The organism is Streptomyces sp. NPDC031479, assembly GCF_055581065.1.
Window position 1 is genome coordinate 60,886 of sequence record NZ_JBVIKC010000007.1, and the last position, 21,584, is coordinate 82,469.

At 74.4% G+C, this 21,584-nt stretch carries 21 protein-coding genes; 14 read left to right on the forward strand and 7 right to left on the reverse strand.

Annotation, left to right across the window (positions count from 1 at the left end; genetic code table 11):
• Positions 1–82: 82 nt before the first annotated feature.
• On the reverse strand, positions 83–898 hold the full coding sequence (locus tag ACZ5D2_RS10665; protein WP_371680498.1) for a PP2C family protein-serine/threonine phosphatase: 816 nt from the start codon (positions 896–898) through the stop codon (positions 83–85).
• Positions 899–1,590: 692 nt separating this feature from the next.
• Between ACZ5D2_RS10665 and ACZ5D2_RS10670 the strand changes: the two genes are divergently transcribed.
• From ACZ5D2_RS10670 to ACZ5D2_RS10680, 3 genes are all read left to right on the forward strand, one after another.
• Positions 1,591–2,856, forward strand: coding sequence for a serine hydrolase domain-containing protein (locus ACZ5D2_RS10670; protein WP_468928622.1), 1,266 nt, complete (start codon positions 1,591–1,593; stop codon positions 2,854–2,856).
• A gap of 126 nt (positions 2,857–2,982) precedes the next feature.
• The gene (locus ACZ5D2_RS10675) at positions 2,983–3,336 is read left to right on the forward strand and encodes a VOC family protein (protein ID WP_371680496.1); all 354 of its coding nucleotides are present in this window, start codon (positions 2,983–2,985) and stop codon (positions 3,334–3,336) included.
• Positions 3,337–3,430: 94 nt separating this feature from the next.
• Positions 3,431–4,144, forward strand: a complete 714-nt coding sequence (locus ACZ5D2_RS10680) for a hypothetical protein (RefSeq protein WP_371680495.1) — start codon at positions 3,431–3,433, stop codon at positions 4,142–4,144.
• Positions 4,145–4,188: 44 nt separating this feature from the next.
• On the opposite strand, the gene ACZ5D2_RS10685 is transcribed toward ACZ5D2_RS10680, so the two are convergent.
• Positions 4,189–4,713, reverse strand: a complete 525-nt coding sequence (locus tag ACZ5D2_RS10685; RefSeq protein WP_371680494.1) for a GNAT family N-acetyltransferase — start codon at positions 4,711–4,713, stop codon at positions 4,189–4,191.
• 97 nt (positions 4,714–4,810) lie between these two features.
• A complete protein-coding gene (locus tag ACZ5D2_RS10690) occupies positions 4,811–5,728 on the reverse strand; it encodes an MBL fold metallo-hydrolase (protein ID WP_468928625.1) in 918 nt (305 codons plus the stop codon).
• Between the two features lie 103 nt (positions 5,729–5,831).
• Between ACZ5D2_RS10690 and ACZ5D2_RS10695 the strand changes: the two genes are divergently transcribed.
• Both ACZ5D2_RS10695 and ACZ5D2_RS10700 read left to right on the forward strand, forming a co-directional pair.
• Positions 5,832–6,776 (forward strand): AraC family transcriptional regulator, encoded by a 945-nt coding sequence (locus ACZ5D2_RS10695; protein ID WP_468928626.1) that lies wholly within the window; start codon positions 5,832–5,834, stop codon positions 6,774–6,776.
• Between the two features lie 112 nt (positions 6,777–6,888).
• Positions 6,889–7,686 carry a 3-hydroxybutyrate dehydrogenase gene (locus ACZ5D2_RS10700; RefSeq protein WP_468928628.1) on the forward strand — a complete coding sequence of 266 codons (798 nt, stop codon included), beginning with the start codon at positions 6,889–6,891 and terminating at the stop codon, positions 7,684–7,686.
• A 69-nt stretch (positions 7,687–7,755) separates the two neighbouring features.
• Here ACZ5D2_RS10700 and ACZ5D2_RS10705 read toward each other — a convergent pair whose 3' ends face one another.
• Positions 7,756–8,610, reverse strand: coding sequence for an SDR family oxidoreductase (locus tag ACZ5D2_RS10705; RefSeq protein WP_371680490.1), 855 nt, complete (start codon positions 8,608–8,610; stop codon positions 7,756–7,758).
• Positions 8,611–8,733: 123 nt separating this feature from the next.
• Here ACZ5D2_RS10705 and ACZ5D2_RS10710 point away from each other — a divergent pair, with 123 nt between their 5' ends.
• Positions 8,734–9,186: a MarR family winged helix-turn-helix transcriptional regulator gene (locus ACZ5D2_RS10710; protein ID WP_266846034.1), complete on the forward strand. Its 453-nt coding sequence runs from the start codon at positions 8,734–8,736 to the stop codon at positions 9,184–9,186.
• A 41-nt stretch (positions 9,187–9,227) separates the two neighbouring features.
• Here the strand turns inward: ACZ5D2_RS10710 and ACZ5D2_RS10715 are convergent, their stop codons facing one another.
• A complete protein-coding gene (locus ACZ5D2_RS10715) occupies positions 9,228–10,085 on the reverse strand; it encodes an ATP-binding protein (protein ID WP_468928631.1) in 858 nt (285 codons plus the stop codon).
• A 147-nt stretch (positions 10,086–10,232) separates the two neighbouring features.
• On the opposite strand from ACZ5D2_RS10715, the gene ACZ5D2_RS10720 reads away from it, so the two are divergent.
• From ACZ5D2_RS10720 to ACZ5D2_RS10730, 3 genes are all read left to right on the forward strand, one after another.
• Complete coding sequence (locus ACZ5D2_RS10720; RefSeq protein ID WP_468928633.1) at positions 10,233–10,355, forward strand: hypothetical protein; 123 nt, start codon at positions 10,233–10,235, stop codon at positions 10,353–10,355.
• Positions 10,349–10,576, forward strand: a complete 228-nt coding sequence (locus ACZ5D2_RS10725; RefSeq protein WP_468928635.1) for a hypothetical protein — start codon at positions 10,349–10,351, stop codon at positions 10,574–10,576. Before ACZ5D2_RS10720 ends, ACZ5D2_RS10725 begins: the two co-directional genes overlap by 7 nt.
• Positions 10,577–10,774: 198 nt before the next feature.
• Positions 10,775–11,647, forward strand: a complete 873-nt coding sequence (locus ACZ5D2_RS10730; RefSeq protein WP_468928637.1) for a D-hexose-6-phosphate mutarotase — start codon at positions 10,775–10,777, stop codon at positions 11,645–11,647.
• A 65-nt stretch (positions 11,648–11,712) separates the two neighbouring features.
• Here the strand turns inward: ACZ5D2_RS10730 and ACZ5D2_RS10735 are convergent, their stop codons facing one another.
• A complete protein-coding gene (locus ACZ5D2_RS10735; protein WP_371680487.1) occupies positions 11,713–13,032 on the reverse strand; it encodes a preATP grasp domain-containing protein in 1,320 nt (439 codons plus the stop codon).
• Between the two features lie 250 nt (positions 13,033–13,282).
• On the opposite strand from ACZ5D2_RS10735, the gene ACZ5D2_RS10740 reads away from it, so the two are divergent.
• The 5 genes from ACZ5D2_RS10740 to ACZ5D2_RS10760 all read left to right on the forward strand — a co-directional run bounded on the left by ACZ5D2_RS10740 (position 13,283) and on the right by ACZ5D2_RS10760 (position 20,380).
• A complete protein-coding gene (locus ACZ5D2_RS10740; RefSeq protein ID WP_211117217.1) occupies positions 13,283–13,399 on the forward strand; it encodes a pheganomycin precursor in 117 nt (38 codons plus the stop codon).
• A gap of 129 nt (positions 13,400–13,528) precedes the next feature.
• Positions 13,529–15,499 (forward strand): RiPP maturation radical SAM C-methyltransferase, encoded by a 1,971-nt coding sequence (locus tag ACZ5D2_RS10745; RefSeq protein WP_371680486.1) that lies wholly within the window; start codon positions 13,529–13,531, stop codon positions 15,497–15,499.
• A 170-nt stretch (positions 15,500–15,669) separates the two neighbouring features.
• Positions 15,670–16,722: a methyltransferase gene (locus ACZ5D2_RS10750; protein ID WP_371680485.1), complete on the forward strand. Its 1,053-nt coding sequence runs from the start codon at positions 15,670–15,672 to the stop codon at positions 16,720–16,722.
• Positions 16,722–18,485 carry an ABC transporter transmembrane domain-containing protein gene (locus ACZ5D2_RS10755; protein ID WP_468928641.1) on the forward strand — a complete coding sequence of 588 codons (1,764 nt, stop codon included), beginning with the start codon at positions 16,722–16,724 and terminating at the stop codon, positions 18,483–18,485. The genes ACZ5D2_RS10750 and ACZ5D2_RS10755 overlap by 1 nt, the downstream gene beginning before the upstream one ends.
• Before the next feature lie 2 nt (positions 18,486–18,487).
• Positions 18,488–20,380, forward strand: a complete 1,893-nt coding sequence (locus ACZ5D2_RS10760; protein WP_468928760.1) for an ABC transporter ATP-binding protein — start codon at positions 18,488–18,490, stop codon at positions 20,378–20,380.
• A gap of 8 nt (positions 20,381–20,388) precedes the next feature.
• Here the strand turns inward: ACZ5D2_RS10760 and ACZ5D2_RS10765 are convergent, their stop codons facing one another.
• Positions 20,389–21,513: a cytochrome P450 gene (locus ACZ5D2_RS10765; protein ID WP_371681388.1), complete on the reverse strand. Its 1,125-nt coding sequence runs from the start codon at positions 21,511–21,513 to the stop codon at positions 20,389–20,391.
• Positions 21,514–21,584 lie beyond the last annotated feature (71 nt).

Below are 21,584 nucleotides of genomic sequence, written 5' to 3' on the forward strand. Positions count from 1 at the left end.
CAGACAACAGTCCGGGCCCGCGGGCGCGGCGTGACACGCGCGACGGGGAAGCCTGGCGCACGACGGCGGGCGCCGGGGCCGGTCAGCCGAGGTCGTAGCCGATGGCCAGCACGGCGGCGTCGTCGGCGTGCCCGGTGGAGTCGGCCACCTTCAGCACCTCGGCGGCGAGCTCGTCGGGATCCCCGCCCGCGGCGTCCCGGACCAGGCGCAGCACGCGCGCCAGCCCCTCCTCGATCGGGAACGCCGGCCCTTCGACCACCCCGTCCGTGAGCAGGACGATGGACCCCGCGTCCACCAGGGTGCGCCTCGTGACCTCGTAGCGCGCTCCGGGCAGGGTGCCCAGCGGCGGGCCCCCGGCGTCCTCGGCGATGCCGTACCGGCCGTCGGCGGTGGCCCAGACGGCCGGTACGTGGCCCGCCCGCGCGCCCGCGATCTCGCCCGTGCGCGGATCGATGCGCAGCAGGGTGCAGGTCGCGAACAGTTCGCTGTCCATCGCGAGCAGGACGTCGTTGACCCGGTTCAGGACTTCGCCCGGGTCGGCGATGACGGAGGCCAGGGCGCGCAGGCAGACCCTGACCTGGCCCATGAAGGCGGTGGCCGCGACGTCGTGGCCCTGGACGTCGCCTATGGAGAAGGCGACGGCGTCCCGCGCCACCAGGAATCCGTCGTACCAGTCGCCGCCGATCTCCAGGCCGCGCCGGGCGGGCGTGTACCGGGCGGCGGCTCGCAGTCCGGGCAGGGCGGGCAGGGTGGCGGGCAGCAGCTCGCGCTGGAGGGCCTCGGCCAGCTCCACGCGGGCCTGGTGCAGCTCCGCCCCCTCCCGCGCCTGGGCGGTGAGCTGCCCCAGCATGCTCAGCAGGTCGGCGCTGTCCGGCCGAGGGGGGCGGCGCCGGGTCACGGACCGCTCCGAAGTACGTCCATGTGCCTCTGCTTCCGCCTTCGCTTCCGCTGCGCGGGATCCTGCTCATCATATTTCCGCTCGCCGGGGTCCGCGCAGGCGGCGGCCCGGTACGGGGCGGGCGCGTACGGCATCCACCCTGGTCAGGGCAGGTGGCCGACCGGTACGCAGCGGGCGGGACGGGGCGGCGCGGGGCGGGGCGGGGCTGCACGGGGCGACGCTGCACGGGGCGACGCTGCGCGCCCGCCGCCGGGGCCCTGGCGGACCCCGGAGTCAGTCGCCCGCTCGCCGGGCGGAGGGTGCCGGGCCAGGGTTCCCGTACGCCCGTCCCCGCGGGTCGCGTGGCGGCTCCTCGGGCCCCGGCCGCGGCCGGCCCGTTCACGTGTCCGACGCCGCCGGCTCGCGGCCGGCGCGGACGGCCACGGTCGCTCCCGGGGAAGTTTGCCCTCGCCGCTGCCCTTTCGGGCAGCCCCCGCCAAATGGGGGCGCCGAAGGCCTCTTTGACGGGGCGTGACGGGCGCCGGAGGGGTCGCCGGGGCGTCCCGCCCCGGAGGCCTGTGCCCGGCCCCCGGTGACCTTCCGTAGGATCTGGACCAACCCGGTCGTCAACTGCGCTGCTCAGCAGCCCAGTCGGCGACCGTGGGGTACCCCGACCAGTACCCGACCGATCGAGGATCAACGTGCACCTCCCCATGAACCGACGTCTGGCCGTCAGCGCCGCCCTCCTGGCCGTCGTGGCCGGTGTGGCGCCGGCCACCGCCGCCCAGGCAGCTCCGGCCGTCTCCGCCGAGGCGGCGCAGAACGCCGGGACCGCCCTGCCGGCGCCCGATCTGGAGGCCCTGCAGGCCGCGTTGCAGAACACCCTCGCCGCGGGTGCTCCGGGGGCGATGGCCCGGATCAGCGGTGTGGACGGGGTCCAGACCAAGACGGCGGGCGTCCGCGACAAGGTCAGCGGCGCCGCCATGGACACCGACGCCCGCTTCCGGATCGGCAGCGTCACCAAGACCTTCTCGTCCGTCGTGCTGCTCCAGCTGGTGGCGGAGAAGAAGATCGAGCTGGACCAGCCGGTCAACCACTACCTGCCTGGGCTGCTGCCGGACGACCGGATCACGGTCCGTCACCTGATGACCCACCGCAGTGGGCTGTCCGACTACACCAACGCCATGTTCAACAACACCGTGCCCGGCTTCGAGGCCGTGCGCAACAAGGTGTTCGGCTACCGGGAGCTGGTGCAGCTCTCGCTGAACGAGCCCCGCACGGGGGAGCCGGGCGCCGCGTACAGCTACTCGAACACCAACTTCGTCGTCGTCGGCATGCTCATCGAGAAGGCGACCGGGAACCCGGTCGTCAAGGAGTACGACCGCCGCATCATCAAGCCCCTGAAGCTCCGCAACACCTCCTACGTGCACCCCGACACGAAGATCAAGGGCCTGCACGCCAACGGCTACCTGCACCCGGACGAGGACGGCGCGCCGCTGGTCGACTCCACCGAGCAGACGGTGTCCTGGGCCCAGTCCGCCGGGGCGATGATCTCCAGCGCGGCCGACCTCAACACCTTCACCTCGGCCCTGGTGACGGGCAGGCTGCTCTCGCCGCAGATGCTGGACCAGATGCTCACCATGACCCCGACCGACGCGACCAACACGCGTTTCTACGGTCTGGGCCTGCGCCGGTACGACCTGTCCTGCGGCACCTCCGTCTACGGCCACACGGGCACCGTGCAGGGCTTCTACACGTACGCCTTCTCCACCCGTGACGGCAAGCGCAGCCTGGCCGCGATGGCGAACACCTCGAACCGGGGATCTGCGAACACCGCACTCGGCGGCACCCTCGAAGCGGCCTTCTGCGGCAAGAAGCCGGTGAAGGCGACCGCGCGCGGCTTCGCGGCCACCGCCCCGGCCACCACCCCGGCCCCGGCCCCGGCCGACGTGGACCTGCCGGAGCGCCACGCCCGCTGATCCGCCGGCGCCCCCGTGCCACCGTGCCGCCCCTGCCGTCCCCCGTACGGCGCGGGCGGCACGGGTGTACCGGCACCCGGGGTGTGGTGCCGGTACACCCGATCACCGAACCGGCAGGATGGCGGCATGGAACGTGTGCTTGGAATCGGCGGACACTTCATGCGCGCCGCCGACCCGGTGGCCCTGGGCGCGTGGTACCGCGACCAGCTGGGCCTGGACGCCGACGAGAACGGCCTGTGGAGCCAGAGCGCCGGTCCGACGGTGTTCGCGGCCTTCGAGTCCGGGACCGACTACTTCGGTTCCCCCACCCAGCAGACCATGCTCAACTTCCGGGTCCGCGACCTGGACGCGATGCTCGCCCAACTGCGCGCCGGGGGCGCGGACGTGGCCGAGGCGACACAGGACATGGAGGGTGTCGGCCGGTTCGGCTGGGTCACCGACCCCGAGGGCAACCGGATCGAGCTGTGGCAGCCCGCCTGACCGCACCGGAGCCGGCCCCGCCCCCACGCGCCCCTCGCGGGGGAAAGCCGTAGGCTCCGGCGGTGAACAGCCGTCACCACCAGGGGATCACACGATGACCATCCACCGTCCGGGCCTGCCCGGGGACCTTCCTCCCGCCGAGTCGCTGTGGGCGCACTGGGCCCTGGTCGCCGTGCTGGAGGCGAACACCGAGGCCGAGGGCCGCGGCGTCCACCGCACCGGCCACTGGATCGACGCGGCCGGTCTCCACCTCGACGACTGCGGCTCCACCTGCTGGACCCTGGCCGCCCTCGGTGGTGGACGGTACGTGCTCTACGGCGAGGACGAGTCGAGCGGCGTCAAGTGGCACGAGCCTGCCGTCGACATGCTCGCGGGCGGGCCGGACTGGCTGCCGTACGAGACCCTGCGCGACCTGCTCCAGGGCTGGGAGCTGGGCTGCGTCTACTGGTACGAGAACGGCGCCTGGGCCCGCGCGCCCTACCCGCAGGGCCTGGGCGACGACGGCCTGGACTGCGGCATGAGCCGTTTCGTGGTGCGCGGGGAGGTGCTGGGCCTGCTCGGCGGGGTCGGCGAGGACTGCTCCTGCGACCTCGACGGCGCCCGCGCGCCGTCGTCGGAGGGCCGGCCCGGGGCAGCCGACCTGCTCGACGCCGCGGTGGAGCACCGGCTCACGCCGCCGATGCTGCGGGCGCTCGCCGCCGACTGCGGCTGCGGCGGGTGGGACCTGGCGGCGATGCACCGCGCGCTGGAGCTGTCCGGACTCTCCGACGGCGTTCCCGTCCCGGCCAGGCCGGTCCCGGCCGGGTAGTACGGTGCGCGGTGCGCGGCCCGGCGGGGGTGCCGGGCCCGCGGTCAGAGGGTGATCCAGTACCGCCGCTTGGGTCCGACGAGGGTGTCGCGGACGTCCTCCAGGAGGCCGCCGCCCCGCTCGATGGTGCGCACGGAGGCCTCGTTCCCGGGGTCGCAGGTCAGCAGGACCCTGTCCATGCCGAGGACGCGCGCCTCGTGGAGGACCTCGCGCAGTGCCCAGCCCGCGAGCCCGCGCCCGCGGGCGGAGGGGCGGACGCCGTAGCCGATGTGGCCCCCGGCGTCGAGGAGGAAGCCGTTGAGGTAGTGGCGCAGGTCGATGGCGCCGAGGTAGGTGTCGCCGTCCGCGATCCACCAGTACGTCGCGTGCACGCGGCCCTGCTCGATCGGCGCCGTACGGTCCCCGTAGCCGTGCAGCCGCCGGGTCCAGGCGGCGAAGCCCTCCGGGCTGTCCACGTCGTCCTCGCGGCCCAGGCCGGCGCCGTCCATGTGGGCGTCCGGCCCCCACTCCTGCCGGGCGGAGAGCCAGGAGGCCCGGAGACGGGGGGTGGGGGCGATGAGCTCGGGCATGCCCTGGACGGTAACAGTCGGATGATCCGACCGTTCAATCCGGCCGGCCGGGCCGCTTGGCCCGCTCCGGCCGGTGCGGGCGGGTCCGGCCGTGGGATCAGCGTCCCGGACCGTAGGCGGCCCACCGGGTGAGGGCGAACCCCTCGCCCTCCGCGCGGACCTCCACGGCCCCCGGCCCGCCGAAGTGCGCGGGCACGACCAGTTCCCGTTCGGCGGCGGCGCGGGCGAGGATCCGGCGGCGGGTGGCGGCCGCCTGCGCCGGGTCCATGCAGAAGCAGCTGTTGTGGGAGGGGTCGAGGATCTGGACCGGGCTGTGCAGGAGGTCACCGACGAAGACGGCCCGCTCGCCGCCGGAGTCCAGGCGCAGCACCGAGGAACCGGGGGTGTGGCCGGGGGCGGCTTCGAGGGTGAGGTGCTCGTCGATGCGGTGGGAGCCCTCCCAGAGGTCGGCCTGGCCGGCCCGGTGGACGGGTGCGACGCTGTCCTCGTAGATCAGCCGGTCGTCCTCCCGGACCCCGCCGCCGTAGCCGCCCCGCGGGCCGAAGTGGAAGTCGTCGGCGGCCGGCAGGAGGTACCGGGCGTTGGGGAAGGTGGGCACCCACTCCCCCGCCTCGCCCCGGGTGTTCCAGCCGACGTGGTCGCCGTGGACGTGGGTGTTGACGACCAGGTCGACCTCCTCGGGGCTGACCCCGGCACGGTCGAGGGCACCGAGGAAGTCCCCCTGCCAGTGGTGGAAGCGCGGCGAGCCGGGCCGCTCACGGCCGTTGCCCACCCCGGTGTCGATCAGGACCGTACGGCCGCCGCTGCGCAGGACCCAGCTCTGCAGGGCCACGACGGCGAGGTCCTCCTCCGGGTGCCAGTGGTCGGGCGCCAGCCAGTCCTCGTTCTCCTTCCACATCCGCTCCCCGGAGGTGGGCACGAGCCCGAGCGAGGGGACGAAGGGCCCCTGCCACTCGACGACCCGGATGACCTCGACGTCTCCGAACACCATGCTCTGCTTGCTCTCGTTCTCCATGGACCTGACTCTACGGAGGGCCGGTTGAGTGGCTCAATGCCCCTTCGGCTCATGCGAATACGCATGCGTCTCACGTCTTGACGCCTGTGGGTAGCCTGGACCGATGGACGTGGTGAGCGACGCTATCTCGGCCGTACGCATCGGGCGGCCCTCCTCCGACCGGGTGCGGATCGGCGGCAGGTGGTGCGCGCGCTTCGCACCGTACGAGGGCGCCGGGTTCCACGTGGTGCTCCAGGGCGGCTGCTGGCTGCTGCCCGACGGCGGTGCACCGCTCGCCCTCGGGACCGGTGACGCGGTGCTGCTGCCGCACGGCGCGGGGCACGTGATCGCCGACGGGCCCGCCGACGCGGAGGCCGTGGCGCGGGCGGTGCCGTTCGAGGAGGCCGTGGCGCGCAGGCGGGGGCGGGACCTGGGATTCGGACCCGGGGAGGAGCCGGGGCCGGGGTCGGGGGCGGTGGAGATGCTGTGCGGCAAGTACCGGCTCGACCGGAGCCGGACCCATCCGCTGATGGCCGAACTCCCACAGGTCGTCCACCTGCCGAACCGGGTCGGCAGCCATCCGGAACTCCGCTCCGCCATCGACCTTTTGGGGCGGGAGATGGACGAGCGGCAGCCCGGCGCCTGCATCGCGGTGCCCAGCCTGCTCGACCTGCTCCTCGTCTACATGATCCGCTCCTGGGTGGTCGCCGAGGGCACCCCGGGGACCTGGCCTGCCGTCCTGGGCGACCCGGTCACGGCCGCCGCGCTGCGGGCGCTGCACTCGGACCCGGCCGCCGCGTGGACCACCGAGCGGCTGGCCGCCGAGGCGGGGGTGTCGCGCCCCACCCTGGCCAGGCGGTTCACCTCCCTGGTCGGCCGCCCGCCGATGGCCTACCTCACCTGGTGGCGGCTGAACCTCGCCGCGACCCTGCTCAGGGACTCCGACGACCCCCTGGCCACCGTCGCGCGCCGCGTCGGCTACGCCACCCCGTACGCCCTCTCGCACGCCTTCAACCGCGAGTTCGGCACCACCCCCGGCCGCTACCGCGCCCTGGCGGGGACGGCCTGAGCGCACGGGCCGCCGCCCGGTGCGGTGGTGGCCGTGGGCACCACAGCCGGGGACGGGAGTGTGGGGGCGGACCACATCGGACCGGGGCGCCCGGGGCTCTAGCGTGCCGTGCATGACAAGCGGATTCACCACCGCACTCGGTGGAACGGCGGGCGGGGGCGCGGGAGCCGACCTCGCGGGGCGCGTGGCGATGGTGACCGGTGGGGGCGGGGGCATCGGGCGGGCCTGCGCGGTGGCGCTGGCCGCCGCGGGGGCCTTCGTACACGTCGTGGACATCGACGCGCGGGCCGCCGCGGCGGTGGCGGAACAGGTCGGGGGGCGGGCCCACGCGGCCGATCTGGCCGACCCCGCCGCCGTCGAGGGGCTGCCCTCGGCCGTCGACGTGCTCGTCAACAACGCCGGGCTCCAACACGTCTCGCCCATCGAGGAGTTCCCGCCGGAGCGGTTCGAGACGCTGCAACGGGTGATGGTCACGGCCCCGTTCCTGCTGCTGCGCCGGACCCTGCCGCACATGTACGGGCGCGGCTGGGGGCGCGTGGTCAACATCTCCAGCGTGCACGGGCTGCGGGCCAGCCCCTTCAAGTCCGGCTACGTGACCGCCAAGCACGCCCTGGAGGGGCTCAGCAAGGTCACCGCCCTCGAAGGGGCCGCGCGGGGGGTGACCAGCAACTGCGTGAACCCGGGGTACGTGCGCACACCGCTGGTGGAGCGGCAGATCGCCGCGCAGGCGGAGGCCCACGGCATCCCGCTGGAGCGGGTCGTCGGGGAGGTGCTGCTGCGCGGGTCCGCGATCAAGCGGCTGATCGAACCGGAGGAGGTGGCGTCGGTCGCCCTGTGGCTCTGCGGCCCGCACACCGCCCACGTCACCGGCGCGTCCTTCCCGATGGACGGCGGCTGGACCGCCGCGTGAGGCGGGACGCGCACACCGGCGCGGGCACCGGCGCGGACGCGGGGACCGGCGCCGGCCTCCGCGCCGGTGTCAGCGGACCCAGCCGCCGGTCAGTTCCCGGACGGCGGACCCGTCCGCGTCGGCGAGCTTCGGGGCCACGAACGCGCGGGCCCAGTCCGAGGTCTGCACCCGGAACGGGGGCCGGTCGGCGGTCAGGGCGTCCACGATCGGGCGGGCTGCCTCGGCCGGGGTCTGCGCCCCGGCGAAGGACTGCGTCGTGCGCGCGATGTAGTTCCGGAGGGCGTCGCCGTACGGGCCCGCCGCCGCCACCATCGCCGGCACGTCCACGCCGATGCTGGCCACGAACTCGCTGGCCACCGCGCCGGGCTCGACGACGGTGACGTCGACACCGACCGTGGCCGCGACCGGGGCGAGGGACTCCATGAATCCCTCGACGGCGAACTTGGCGGCGCAGTAGGCCTCGTTGAAGGGCTGACCGACGACGCCGCCGACGCTGGTGACCGTGATCACGCGCCCCCGGGAGGCGCGCAGGTGCGGCAGGGCCGCGCGGGTGACCTGGACGACGCCGAAGAAGTTGACCTCCATCGTGGCGCGGACGTCCTCGATCGTGCCCTGCTCGATCGTGCCGACCCGGCCGGCGCCCGCGTTGTTGACGACCGCGTCGAGGCGGCCGTACCGCGCGAGCACCTCCTCCAGGCAGGCGTCGATGGAGGCGGCGTCGACCACGTCCAGGCGCATGACGTCGACGAGGCCCTCGACCCCGGCCTCGGCGGCCGCGGCGCGCAGCGGTGCGGCCTTGCCGGTGTCGCGCATGGTGGCGACGACCTGCCATCCGGCCTCGGCGGCGGCCACCGCGGCGGCCAGGCCGATGCCGGAGGAGGTGCCGGTGACGAGGACGGTACGGGGGGTGTCGGGCGTGGTCATGGGGTGCTCCGGGGGGTGGGACGGGGACGGCGCCGAGGGACGGGCCGGTGCGCACAGGTTTATGTGCGTGCACACACACTATAGAGATATGTGCGCGCACACGCAAACGGGTAGGCTCCCCCCATGGCTCGTACCGACCTCACCATGGGTGAACTGACCCCTCGCGATCATGCCTTCTACGGTCTGATCTGGGCGGGCACCACGCTCTCGGCCCGCATCGACCAGGCCCTGTCCCGGGCCCACGAGCTGCCGCTCTCCTGGTTCGAGGTGATGCTCTGGCTGAGCGCGCAGCGCGAACCGGTCGCCGCCTCCGCCCTGGGCTCCAAGACGCTCCTCAGCCGCAGCCAGGTCTCCCGGGTGGTCGACCAGCTCCAGGCACGGGGCCTGGTGGAGCGTCTCCCTTCCCCCACGGACGCCCGTTCCGTCTCCGTCGCCCTCACCCCCGCCGGGCGCACGGCCTTCGCCGAGGCCGACGCCACCCGCCGCGAGGCCCTGCGGGAGGTCTTCGACGAACGGCTCGACGACGAGGACATCCGGGCCCTGGAAACCGTCTGGGCCAAGCTCAAGGCCAAGTGAGCGGCGGAAGGACCCGTCCCGGTCGCGGGGTCGCGGGGGCCTCAGCCGTCGAGGACCTGGTCGAGGTAGTACTTCGCGGTGTTCGGGCTGATCCGGGCACGCCGGGCGGTCGCCTTCAGGGTCAGCCCGGAGGCGTAGTCCAGGAGCACCTGCCGCTCCCTGGGCGCCAGCCGAGGCCGGTCCGGGCAGGTGTCGTGCACCCCGGCGAATCCGCCGATCGCGGTCATCCGGGCGTACACCGAGCGGCGCAGCCCGGTCCCGCCGCTCCCGCCCGCCGCGGCCGGATCGAACCCGGCGCCCCGGTCCACGACCGTGACCGCGAGGTTCCCGTCCCCGTCGCCGACGGCGGTCAGGAAGGCCTCTCCCGTCCCGGCGTGGCTCCGTACGTTGTTCAGCGCCTCGCAGACGGCCGCCTCCAGGGCGGCGGCCACCTCGCGGGGGACGGCGGGCAGCGCGTGGTACCGGGCGGCGACCCTCAGTCCCAGGCACTCCGCGGAGCGTACGGCCGCCTCCAGGGCGGCGCCGACGGCCGTGACCGCCGTCGCCCCGGGGTCGGCTCCGCCGCGGCGGCGCGGCGCGTCCTCCTCCTGCTGGACGAGCCGCCGCAGGTACGCCGCCTCCCGCGCGCACCGCTCGCGCACCGGCGCCGCGTTGGCGTCGACGCGGCCGGCGGTGATGGTGGTCAGGGTGGCCAGGACGGTGTCGTGCAGGGCCGCGTGGTGGGCCGTCCGCTCGGCCTGGCGGGCCCGTGCCGCCTCGGCGGTCACCGCCCGGCTCTGGGCGGCGTCCAGCAGGGCGCCCTGGCGCCGCAGGTACCACCAGAACACCCATGCCATCACCGCGGAGGAGAGCACCGCGTTGAGGTGGCCGGCCCGGTAGAGCCCGGTGGCCAAGATCATGAACTGCTGGGCGCGCTGAAGCCCCGAGCCCCCACTCACCACAGCCTCCGCAGTGAACACACCCCCCTGAAAGGGTGGGTACCGGGTATTCAGTGGATCTCGCTAGGTTCTTCGCGTCAAGGCCGTCGCGCGACAGGAGATGACCGCGTGGCTCGAAAGGCAGGCCGGCTCGGCAGGCACGGTGTGATGGCTGCCCTGATCGGATGGTCCGCCCTGTTCATGCCCACCTCGGCGCAGGCCGCCGAGAACCCCGGCATCCGATCGTGCTGACCACCGGCTGGGGTTGCTCCACGTTCACGTGGAACCACCGCGGCAGGGCGGAGTACCCGAACCGCTGGGAGATCGTCGAGGCGGGCACCGGTCAGTGCACCCGTGACACGGACCGCCGTTCGCAGGCCGTACCGGGTGCCTGCGGCGGCACCACCACCCCGTGGCCCGAGGTCTGGGCCCCACTGTTCGACCAGTACTGGAACTACGACCAGATCGGCTGAGGCCGGCACGCGCACCGGACCGGGCGGGCCCGACGGGGGCCCTTTCGGCCACGGAACGGTACGCGGCGCGCGGGCGGCACGGAACGGCGGGCGGCACGGCGCACTTCAGGACCCGCCGTGCCGTACCCGTGCGCGGTCCGGCGCGTGTCCACCGGGGCCCGACTTGACTCTCTTGTGCGGATTCTGAAGAGTCGGCGCATGAACGACAACCTGCTCGCCCTCCCCGTCCTCGAACAGCTCGCCCCGTCGGTCACCCGCCGCCGGATCGGCGAGATCCCGCTCCTGGTCGTCGACCACCCGCGCGTCCGGGGCGCGGTCAGCCTCCAGGGGGCCCAGCTGATCGCCTGGCAGCCCGCGGGATCCGCACCGGGGCTGTGGCTGGGCGAGCGCAACGCCTGGGTGGCGGGGACCCCCGTCCGGGGCGGAGTGCCACTGTGCTGGCCGTGGTTCGGCACCGTCGCCAAGCCCTCGCACGGCTTCGCCCGGACCCTCGACTGGGACCTCGTGTCACACGGCACGACCGAGGACGGGGTCGTGCTGGAGTTCCGGCTGGAGGCCTCGGACGTCACGCGCGCCCTGTGGCCGCACGAGTTCACGCTGACCACCCGGATCACGCTCGGCGAGACCTGCGGCATCGAGGTCGAGGCGGTCGGCGAGCACCGGAGCACGGCCGCCCTGCACACCTACCTGCAGATCGGCGACCTGGGCGAGGCCGAGGTCTCGGGACTCGGCAAGCACTACCGCGACAACCTCCTCGCGTCGGACGTGTCCGACGCCGGCGGCGCGGTGACGCCGACGGACCACATCGAACGGGTCTACCCCGAACCGGACGAGGTCGCCCTGGTCACCGACCGGGCCCTCGGCCGGGCCGTCGAGATCACCCACCACGGGGCGAGCGACGTCATCGTCTGGAACCCCGGCCCCGAACTGGCCGCGGGCATGTCCGACCTGACGGACGAGGACCACCGCCACTTCCTGTGCGTGGAGACGGGCCGCGTCAACACCCCGCTGGAGGCCGCGCCCGGCCGCCCCGCCCGCCTGGGCCTCACCCTGCGCCTGCTCCCGGCCTGACGCCGGGCGGCCCGTGCCGGGCGGCCCCCCTCGACCCGGGGCCCGGACCCCCGGGGGGGGCTCGCTCAGGCCGACAGGGCCGGGGCGAAGAGGCGGGCGACCGATTCCTCGCGGTGCAGGGCGGCTTCCAGGTCCTCGGCGACGTAGCAGAGCATGACGCCCTTGCGGTGGGTGTTGTAGGCCGCCAGGATCACCGCGCCGCGGCGGGTCGCGGGGTCGTACAGGTGGCCGGAGTCGCGCAGCCGGGTCAGCGCGCCGGCGAAGGAGGGCGTCTGCCAGCCCTCGGGCCAGACCCGCTCCAGCAGGATGCGGTCGGTGCCGAAGCCGGGGCCGACGACGCGTTTGCCGACGATCTCGTAGATGTGGGTGGAGCCGGTGGCGCGGCCGTTGTGCTCGGTGAAGAGGACCTCGCCCGCCGGGGTGACGACGGCGTCCGCGCTCAGGACCCCGCGGTAGCCCAGGGCGTGCAGCGCCAGGCAGAGCCGCCGGCCGCCCTCGACGAGGCCGTCGAGTTGTCCCTCGTCGAGGTCGGGCGCGGGCATGACCTGGGCGTCGGGCAGGGGACGGTAGCGCATCTCGCCGTGGCCGCCGAGCCGTACGCCCCCGTCCGAGATCCAGAACTCCGCGAAGTAGGCGCGGCTGCCGGGGTGGTAGTGCTCGACGACGACGCGGTGGCGGCCGCCTTCGGTGAGCCAGTCCCAGCGTTCGTCCAGATAGGCGTCGAGCGCCTCGGAGTCGGCGAGGACGCGCAGGGTGCGGGCGCCGCGCAGGGCGAGTCCCGGGGTGCGGCTGAGGATCTCGTTGCCGTCGCTGCCGGAGCCGTAGTCCTGTTTGAGGATGACGGGGCTGCCCTGGTCGAGCAGGCGGGTGACGTGCCGGTGCGCGCGCCGGCGGTCGGCGCAGACCGCGCCGTCGGGCAGCGCGACCCCGGCTCCGGCCGCCAGGGCGCGGAAGGCGGCCTTGCTGCTGCCGATCAGGCCGCCGCTCTGGGTGAGGAAGTCGTGCCCTTCGAGGGCCTCGGGGCAGCCGAGGGCGTCGGCGAGGTCGGCGACGACCGCGTCGGGCCACAGGGCGAACACCTCGTGCACCGGACGGCCTGCGAAGGCCTGCCGGAGGGCGGCCAGGAAGCGCGGGTCGGCGAGCCGGTCGGCGGTGAGCGCTCCGGCCCCGAGCCGGCCGGGGGGCGGTACGACGACGGTGAGGGAGGAGCGGCGGGTGCCGGTGAGGGAGGTGACGTAGGCGACGAACTCCTCCTGCGGTGCCACCGGCAGCACCAGGACGTCTCCGTCCCGGGCGAACCACACCAGCCGCTGGACCGCCCAGCCCGTGCTTCCCGTCGGCTCCGCCAGTTCCTCGCTCCAGTCGTTTCCGACGAGAAGTCGCACGTGCCCGTACCTCCAAGGGCGCCGTCTTTTCGGGGGCGCCGGTAAGTCTTTCGCCGGGGACGATCGAATTCTCGGAAGCGGCACGACGGACCGTCAAGACCGCCTCCTCGCAGCCGCATTCCCCGCGCACCGGGATCAGGACAGTGGCGGTCTGGCCGAATTCCGTTCCTTGTCGGCCTCCGGACCGATTCCTACCATCGACAGGGAACACCTACCGGACTGAGCATCGATTCCAGGAGGGAGGTGGATCATGGAGCGCGAGATCGTGTGGACCGAGATCGAGGAATCGGACCTCGCCGCCGTCGTCTCGGCGAGCAACGTCAAGGACGGGCCGACCGTATCGTCGAGCAACGTCAAGGACCGCTGATTTCCGGGCCCGCGGACAGCGGGCGCGCCGGGCCTCTCCCCGCCCGGCACCACCAGGGAGAGGCCCGGTGTCCACCGCGCACCCGGCCCCCCGAGGACCGGCGACGGGGTGCGCCGGTGAGGAGGAGTCTTGGCAGGTGGCCGCGAACTGCCCCTGATCGGCCGGCCCGTCTTCCCGGGGGACTGCGTCCCGCCCGGACCCCTGCGGATCGCCCTGGTCAACATGCCCTGGGCACGCACCGACACCCCGTCGATCCAGTGCGGGCTGCTCCAGTCGGTGCTCACCTCCTTCGGGCACGAGGCGCGCAGCCTCTACCCGAACCTGGACCTGGCCGCCGTACTGGGACCGAAGTTCTACGAGGTCATCACCGAGGCTCCGTCCGAGCGGGTCCACCTTTTCGGTGAATGGCTTTTCGGCACGGCCGCATTCGGGGTGACGGGGGACGAGGAGGAATACCGGAGCCGTTTTCCGGAGATCGCCGAAGTGTGTTCGGCCACGGGTACCGACTGGGAGTTCGTGACGGAACTCCGCCGGGTCCGGCTGCCCGCGTGGATCGACGAGATCGCGTCCCGTGACCTGTGGGACGGATTCGACATGGTGGGATTCACCTCGACGTTCATGCAGAACGTCGCGGCCCTGGCTCTGGCCCGGCGGCTGAAGGAGGCCCGGCCCGGACTGGTCGTGGTGTTCGGCGGAGCCAATTACGACGGCGACATGGGCCCCGAGTACCTGCGGAACTTCCCTTTCATCGACTACGTGGTCGTCGGCGAGGGCGATGTGACGCTGCCCCGGCTCGCCGCCGCCGTGGCCCGCGGCGAGCCGGGCACCGGCCTGCCCGGCGTCGGCGGGCGCGACGGGCGGGGCCGGGTAGGGGTGCCGGCGCCGGCCACCCGGATCACGGGGATGGACGCCCTCCCGGTGCCCTCGTACGACGACTACTTCTCCGCCGTCGAATCCCTCGGGCACGGCAACGTCATCGGCACCAACACCCAGCGTCTGCTGGTGGAGTTCTCGCGGGGCTGCTGGTGGGGCGAGAAGCACCACTGCACCTTCTGCGGACTCAACGCCCTGGGCATGCAGTACCGGGCCAAGTCGCCGCGCCGGGCCCTGGCCGACCTGGAGGAGCTCATGCGGCGCCACCGCGTCGTCGCGGTCGACGCCGTCGACAACATCCTGGACATGGCCTACCTGGGGACGCTCTGCGCCGACCTGCGCGTGGCCCCGTGGGACACGGCCCTGTTCTTCGAGGTGAAGGCGAACCTCACCCGGGAACAGGTGCGGCTGCTGGCCGAGGCCGGGGTGTGGAAGATCCAGCCGGGTCTGGAGAGCCTGAGCAGCCACGTCCTGGGCCTGATGCGCAAGGGGTCCTCGCGGCTGCTGAACGTGCGGCTGCTCAAGTGGGCGCACCACTACGGCGTACGGGTCGACTGGAACCTGCTGACGGGCTTCCCCGGGGAGACCGACGAGGACTACACGGGCCAGGCCGAACTGGTGCCCCTGCTCACGCACCTGGAGCCGCCCGCCGGGGTGGGCCGCATCTGGCTGGAGCGCTTCAGCCCCTACTTCACGGACCCGTCGTTCGGGATGACCGGGGTCACCCCCAAGCAGGCCTACCGCTTCGCCTATCCGGTCCCCGGACTGGACCACGAGCGGATCGCCTACTTCTTCGACTACGAGGCGCGGGAGGTCTCCTCCCCCGAGGCCGTGGCCGTCCTGGCGAAGGCGGTCGAGGGCTGGCAGCGGTCCTGGGAGTCGGCCGACCGCGCCGTACTGGCGTACCGGCGCGGGCCGGGCTGGCTCACCCTCTTCGACACCCGGGGCGGCCGCCGGCGCAAGGCGACCCTGGAGGGGTGGCGGGCGGACGCGTACGAGGGCTGCGGCGAGGCCCCGCGCAGCGCCGCCCGGCTGCACCGTGAACTGGCCGCGGCGGCCGGGGGCGGGGGGACCGGCCCCTCCGCGCAGGAGGTGGAGGAGTTCCTGCGGTTCACCGTCCGGCACGGGATCTGCCTGGAGGAGGGCGGGAAGTACCTGTCACTGGCCCTTCCGCTGCGCACGGGCGTCGGGCGCGGGGCGCAGGGCACCGGCCGGGACGCCGGCTGAGGGGTCCGCGGGGGCGGCCGGAATGCGTCGGGCGCCGTTGCGGGTCCCGAGCCGGCCGTGCCACGATGCGGGGCCTTCGGACGATCGAGCTCCCCTCCCCCGGAACGAGCGGGCCGCCCGGCGCCCGTCGCCCGCCCGCCGCGCCGTCCGGCCGACGAAAGGGCTGCCCCATGCGCGAGGACACCGGTCCGGACACCGACGATCCGGCCTACGAACGCTTCCACTTCCTGGTGAACGCACCCGCGCTGTTCAACGCGGTGGTCGCCGCCGTCGAGCTGGACGTCTTCGGGTACCTGGCGGGCCGCGGGTCCGCCGCCTTCGAGGAGATCCGGGAGTTCACCGGTCTGCCCGCCCACCAGCTGCGCGTGCTGCTGCACGCGGTGTGCACCACCGGCTTGCTCGAACGCCACGACGGCGGCTACGCCAACTCCCCGGTGGCCGCGGACCTGTTGGTTCCGGACGGCCCGGACGCCTGGCGGCACATCCTCACCGGCTGGAAAGAGGTGTACTACCCGGCCTTCGCCCGGACGGGCGAGGCCCTGCGGGCCGGCACCAACACGGCGCTCGACGCCCACCCCGGAACCGAGCCCACGCTCTACGGGAGGCTGGCCCACGATCCGCCGCTGGAGGCGGTGTTCCACCGCGCGATGAGCGCGTTCACCCTCAAGAGCGTGGACGCGCTGGTCGCGCACGAGGGCTTCGCGGGCGTCCGCGCACTGCTGGACGTGGGCGGCGGTGACGGCACGACGAGCACCCGTCTCGCGGCCCGGTACCCGCGGCTCACCTCGACCGTCTTCGACATCCCCAGCGTCTCGGAGATCGCCGGGCGGACGGCCGCGCCCGGCTTCGGCGAGCGGGTGCGCGTACATCCCGGCGACCTGTTCGCCGATCCCTTCCCGCCCGGACACGACGCCGTGCTCTTCAGCCACGTCCTGGAGATCTTCTCCGGCGAGCAGATCACCGCGCTGCTGGCCAAGGCACACTCCGTCCTGCCGTCCGGCGGGCGGGTGTTCGTGTACGGGTACAACGTCTCCGACGACGAGACGCGCGGCTGGTACTCGGCGCGGCTCTCGCTCTACCTCAACGTGCTCGCCAGTGGGCAGGGCATGGCCTACCCGGCCCGCGACTACGAGCGCTGGATGACCGCGGCCGGTTTCTCCGGGGTCCGGACCCTGACCGGATTCCCGTACGAGCACGGACTGACCGTCGGAACGAAGGCCTGATGCACCGCACCACCACTCCCGCTCCCTCCCCCGCGACCGCTCCCGCACCCGGTGTCCCCGACACCCGCTCCGCCGCCCGCTACCTGCTCTGGCTCGCCTCCCGGCACCGCCGGACCGTCCTGCTCGCCACCGGCTTCGGGGTGGCCTGCACGATGTCCCAGGCGCTGATCCCCGCGGCGGTCGGCCGGGCCCTCGACCTCGGGCTGATCCCGCGCGACCGGCGGGCGCTGGTCCTGTGGGCCTCGGTGGTGCTGCTGCTGGGGGTGGTCCAGGCCCTGACCGGGATGGTCCGCGACCGGGGTTCCACCGCCAACCGGCTGGGCGCCTCGTACCTGACCACCCGGCTGCTGGTCCGCAAGTCGGCCGAGCTGGGGACGGAACTGCCGGGCCGGGTCTCCACGGGCGCCGTCGTGGGCGCCGGCTCCCTCGACGTGGGCCGGCTGGGAACGGCCCTGGAAGGGACCGCCCGGGGGGCCGGCGCCGTGGTGGCCATCGTGTTCGTGGCGGTGTTCATGCTGGCCTCCTCCTGGCGCCTGGGGCTGGTGGTCCTCGCCGGGGTACCGGTGATCGCGGCCGTCGTGACCTGGCTGATGCGGCGGCTGCACGACCGGCAGGCGCGGCTCCGGGAGCGCCAGGGCGCGCTCACGGACCTGTCGGTGGACATCGTCGACGGGCTGCGCGTGCTGCGCGGGATCGGCGGGGAGGCGGTGTACGGGCTCCGCTACCGGGAGGCCTCCCAGCGGGTGCGGGCCGAGGCCGTCTCCGTGGCCGGGGTGCAGTCCAACATCGCGCTGGGGCGGCTGCTGCTGCCCGGACTGCTGGTGACCGCGGTGGTGTGGCTGGGAGCCCGCCAGGTGCGGGCCGGCACGATCGAGCCGGGGGTGCTGGTCTCCTTCTACGGGTACGCGGTCCTGCTCGCCGATGAGCTGCGGCAGGTGACGGTGATGGTGGACCAGCTGACCCGGGCGGGGGTCGCGGCCGGACGGGTGACCGCGTTCCTGCGGCTCGCCCCGGAGCTGCGGCCGGGACCCGACGTCCTGCCCGCGGGGACCGGCGGGGCCGAGCTGCGCGATCCGGAGTCCGGGCTGGTCGTCCCTCCCGGGCTGCTGGTGGGGGTGGTGTGCGCGGACGGGGGCGACGCCCTGCTGCTCGCCGACCGCCTGGGCCGGCACCGGGAGAGCAGGGTCACGTACGGCGGCCGGGCGCTGGAGGAGTTCGGGCTGGACGGCGTTCGCCGCCGGATCCTGGTGGTCGGCAACGGCGACGCGATGTTCTCCGGGCCGCTGGCCGCCGAGCTCGATCCGCGCGGTCCCGCCGACGCCGCCGGCTCCCCCGACGGCGCCGCGCCGGCGGAGGCGGACGCGGCCCTCGCGCGGGCGCTGCGCACCGCGTCCGCCGAGGACGTGGTCGACGCCCTGCCCGATCGGCTGGGCCAGGAGACCGCGGGCGGACGGGAGTTCTCCGGCGGGCAGCGCCAGCGGCTGCGGCTCGTCCGGGCGCTGATGACCGATCCGGAGGTGCTGGTGCTGGTGGAACCGACGAACGCCCTCGACGCGCACACCGAGGGGCGGGTCGCGGCCCGCCTCGGACCGCACCGGAGCGGACGCTCCACGGTGGTGTTCACGACCAGTCCGCTGCTGCTGGACCACACCGACCACGTGGTCTACGTGGAGGACGGGAAGGCCGTCGCCGAGGGGCCGCACCCGGAGCTGCTGTCGGATCCCCGTTACCGGTCGGCCGTCATCCGGGAGGCACTCGCGTGAGCGTGGGGACGCAGGACGTGGGGACGGAGGAACGGACGCTGCCGGTCGCCTCGCAGCGCGAGGTGCGCGCGTACGCCCGCCGGACGGCGCTGCGTCATCGGCGCGAGCTCGCACGGGCCCTGGCGCTGCACGCGCTGGCGGCCGTTTCCGGCCTGGTGGCCCCGCAGTTGCTGGGCCGGCTCGTGGAGGACGCCGCCGGCGGTACGGCGGAGATCGGCCGGGTGGCCCTCGTGATCTGCGCGGCGGTGACCGCGCAGGCCGTCCTCACCCGCTTCGCGCTGCTGGCCTCGCAGCGACTGGGCGAGAGCGTGCTGGCGCGGCTGCGGGAGGAGTTCGTGGAGCGGGTGCTGGCCCTGCCGACGCGGACCGTGGAGCGGGCCGGATCGGGCGACCTGGTCACCCGCACCACCCGGGACATCGACGTACTGGCGCTGACGGTGCAGCGGGCGGTGCCCGACACCCTGGTGGCGGGGACGACGATCCTGCTGACGCTCGGCGCGGTCTGCCTCACCGATCCGCTCCTGGCCCTGCCCTGTCTGGTCGCCGTACCGGTGCTGTGGCTGTCCACCCGCTGGTACCTGCGGCGGGCGCGGGCGGGCTACCTGCGGGCCAACGCCTCGTACGCGCGGCTGTCCGACGGGCTCGCGGAGACCGCCACCGGGGCGCGCACGGTGGACGCCCTGCGGCTGGCGGAGCGCCGGCACGCGCGGACCGACGGGGACGCGGCCGCCTCGGAGGCGGCCGAGCGGCGCACGCTGTTCCTGCGGTGCGTGTACCTGCCGGTCGCGGACACCGGGTACGTCCTGCCGGTGGTGGCGACCCTGCTCGTCGGCGGGCTGCTCTACGCGGACGGGCGGGTCTCCCTCGCCGCCGTGACGGCGACCACCCTCTACATGCAGCAGATCACCGGGCCGGTGGACACGCTGCTGTTCTGGATGGACGAACTCCAGGTGGGCGGCGCCTCGTTGGCGCGGGTGCTCGGAGTGGGTCCCGCGGCCGCCGGGGACACCGGGCCCGCGGCCGGGCCGGCGACGGGAACCCGCACGGGGACGGGTGTGGATACGGGTCCCGATACGGATACGGGTACGGGTACGGGTACGGCCATCGGGACGGGAGCGGCGCGGCCCGCGGGGTCCGGGGCGGGTGGCGGTCCCGGGGTGCTCGCACTGCGCGGCGTGCACTACGCCTACCGGGACGGCCGGGACATCCTGCGCGGGGTCGACCTGCGGCTGGCGCCCGGGGAGCGGCTGGCCGTCGTCGGGCCGTCCGGGGCGGGCAAGTCGACCCTGGGGCGGCTGATCGCGGGGGTGCACCCGCCGGACCGAGGCAGCGTCACGCTCGACGGGGCCCCCGTACTGCCCGACCGTACGGGGACCACCGCTCGGCGGCACGTGGTGCTGGTGACGCAGGAGTACCACGTGTTCGGCGGCACCCTGGCGGACAACCTGCTGATCGCCCGCCCGCAGGCGCGGCCGGCGGAACTGGAGCGGGCGCTGCGGGCGGTGGGGGCCGGGGAGTGGGCCTCGGCGATGGGGCTCGGGTGCCGGGTGGGCACCGGGGCGACGGCCCTGTCTCCGGCCCAGGCCCAGGAGCTGGCGCTGGCCCGGCTGGTGCTGTGCGACCCGCGGGTGGTGGTGCTGGACGAGGCGACCGCGTTGCTGGACGGCCGGAGCGCGCGGGCGCTGGAGCGGTCCCTGGCGGGCCTGCTGACCGGAACGGTGGTCTCCATCGCGCACCGGCTGCACACCGCGCAGGACGCGGACCGGGTGGTGGTGATGGAGGAGGGCCGGATCTCCGAGGCCGGCCCGCACGCGGAACTGGTCGCGCGCCGGGGCCCGTACGCTGCGCTGTGGACGTCCTGGCACGGCGGGTCCGGGGCCGCGCCCGCGGGCTGAGGGCGGGTTCACCAGGTGACGGGCAGCCGGTGGACACCGTAGAAGCCCATGTCCGCACCGAGGGGCACCTCGGCGGGGGGCACCGCGAGGCGGAGCCGGGGGAAGCGCGCGAAGAGGGCCGGGAAGGCGATCCGCATCTCGGCACGGGCCAGGTTCTGCCCGATGCACTGGTGCACGCCGTGCCCGAAGGCCAGGTGCCCGGTGGCGCGCCGCCCGACGTCGAGGCGGTCCGGGTCCGGGAAGCGTCCGGGGTCCCGGTTGGCGGCGGGCAGGCAGACCGTGACGGACTCCCCCGCGCGCAGGGTCCGCCCCGCCAGCGTGACGTCCTGCGACGGGGTCCTCGGCACCCCGAAGTGGAAGATCGTCAGGTAGCGCAGCAGCTCCTCCACGACGGTGTCGGGCGCGACGGCGCCGGAGGTCAGCCGGGCCAGCTGGGCGGGGTGGCACAGCAGGGCGAACGCGCCCAGGCTCAGGGACCCCGCGGTGGTCTCGTGGCCCGCCGACAGGAGCAGGGCGCCGAGGCCCGCGGTCTCCGCGACCGTGAGGGCGGCATCCGCCGCGAGGTCGGCGAGCAGGCCCCCGGCCGCAGCGCCGCGGCGTCCGCGCAGGACCAGGGCCGTGAGGTAGGCGTCGAGCTCCCGCATGGCGGAGGCGGCCTGCTCCGCGCTCGCGTCCAGGCTGAAGAGGGTCGCGCTGTGGCGCTGGAAGTCGGCGCGGTCCCCGTACGGGACCCCGAGCAGCTCGCAGATCACCAGTGAGGGGACGGGCAGCGCGAAGTCGGCCACCAGGTCGGCGGGGGCGCCGCGCCGGGCCATCGCCGTCAGGTGCCGGTCCACGATGGCCGTGATGCGGGGTTCGAGGGAGCGCGTGCGGTGGGCCGTGAAGGCCCCGGCCAGGCGCCGGCGCAGCCGGGTGTGCTCCGGGGCGTCCATGTCGACCAGCCAGCCCGGCAGCGCGGGCGCCCCGTAGAAGGGGTCCGTGCCCGGGCGGGCGACGGGGACCCGTTTGAGCTCGGAGCGGGCGCTGAAGCGGGGGTCGGCCAGAACGGCGCGGGCCGTCGCGTACCCGGTGACGAGCCAGCCCAGGTGCCCGTCGGGGTAGCGCAGGCGGGACAGGGGGGACTCCTCGCGCAGGGCGGCGAGTTCGGGCGGCGGGTCGAAGGGCGCGGTGCGGCGGACGGGGAGCCGGCGGGGCTCCTCGGGGT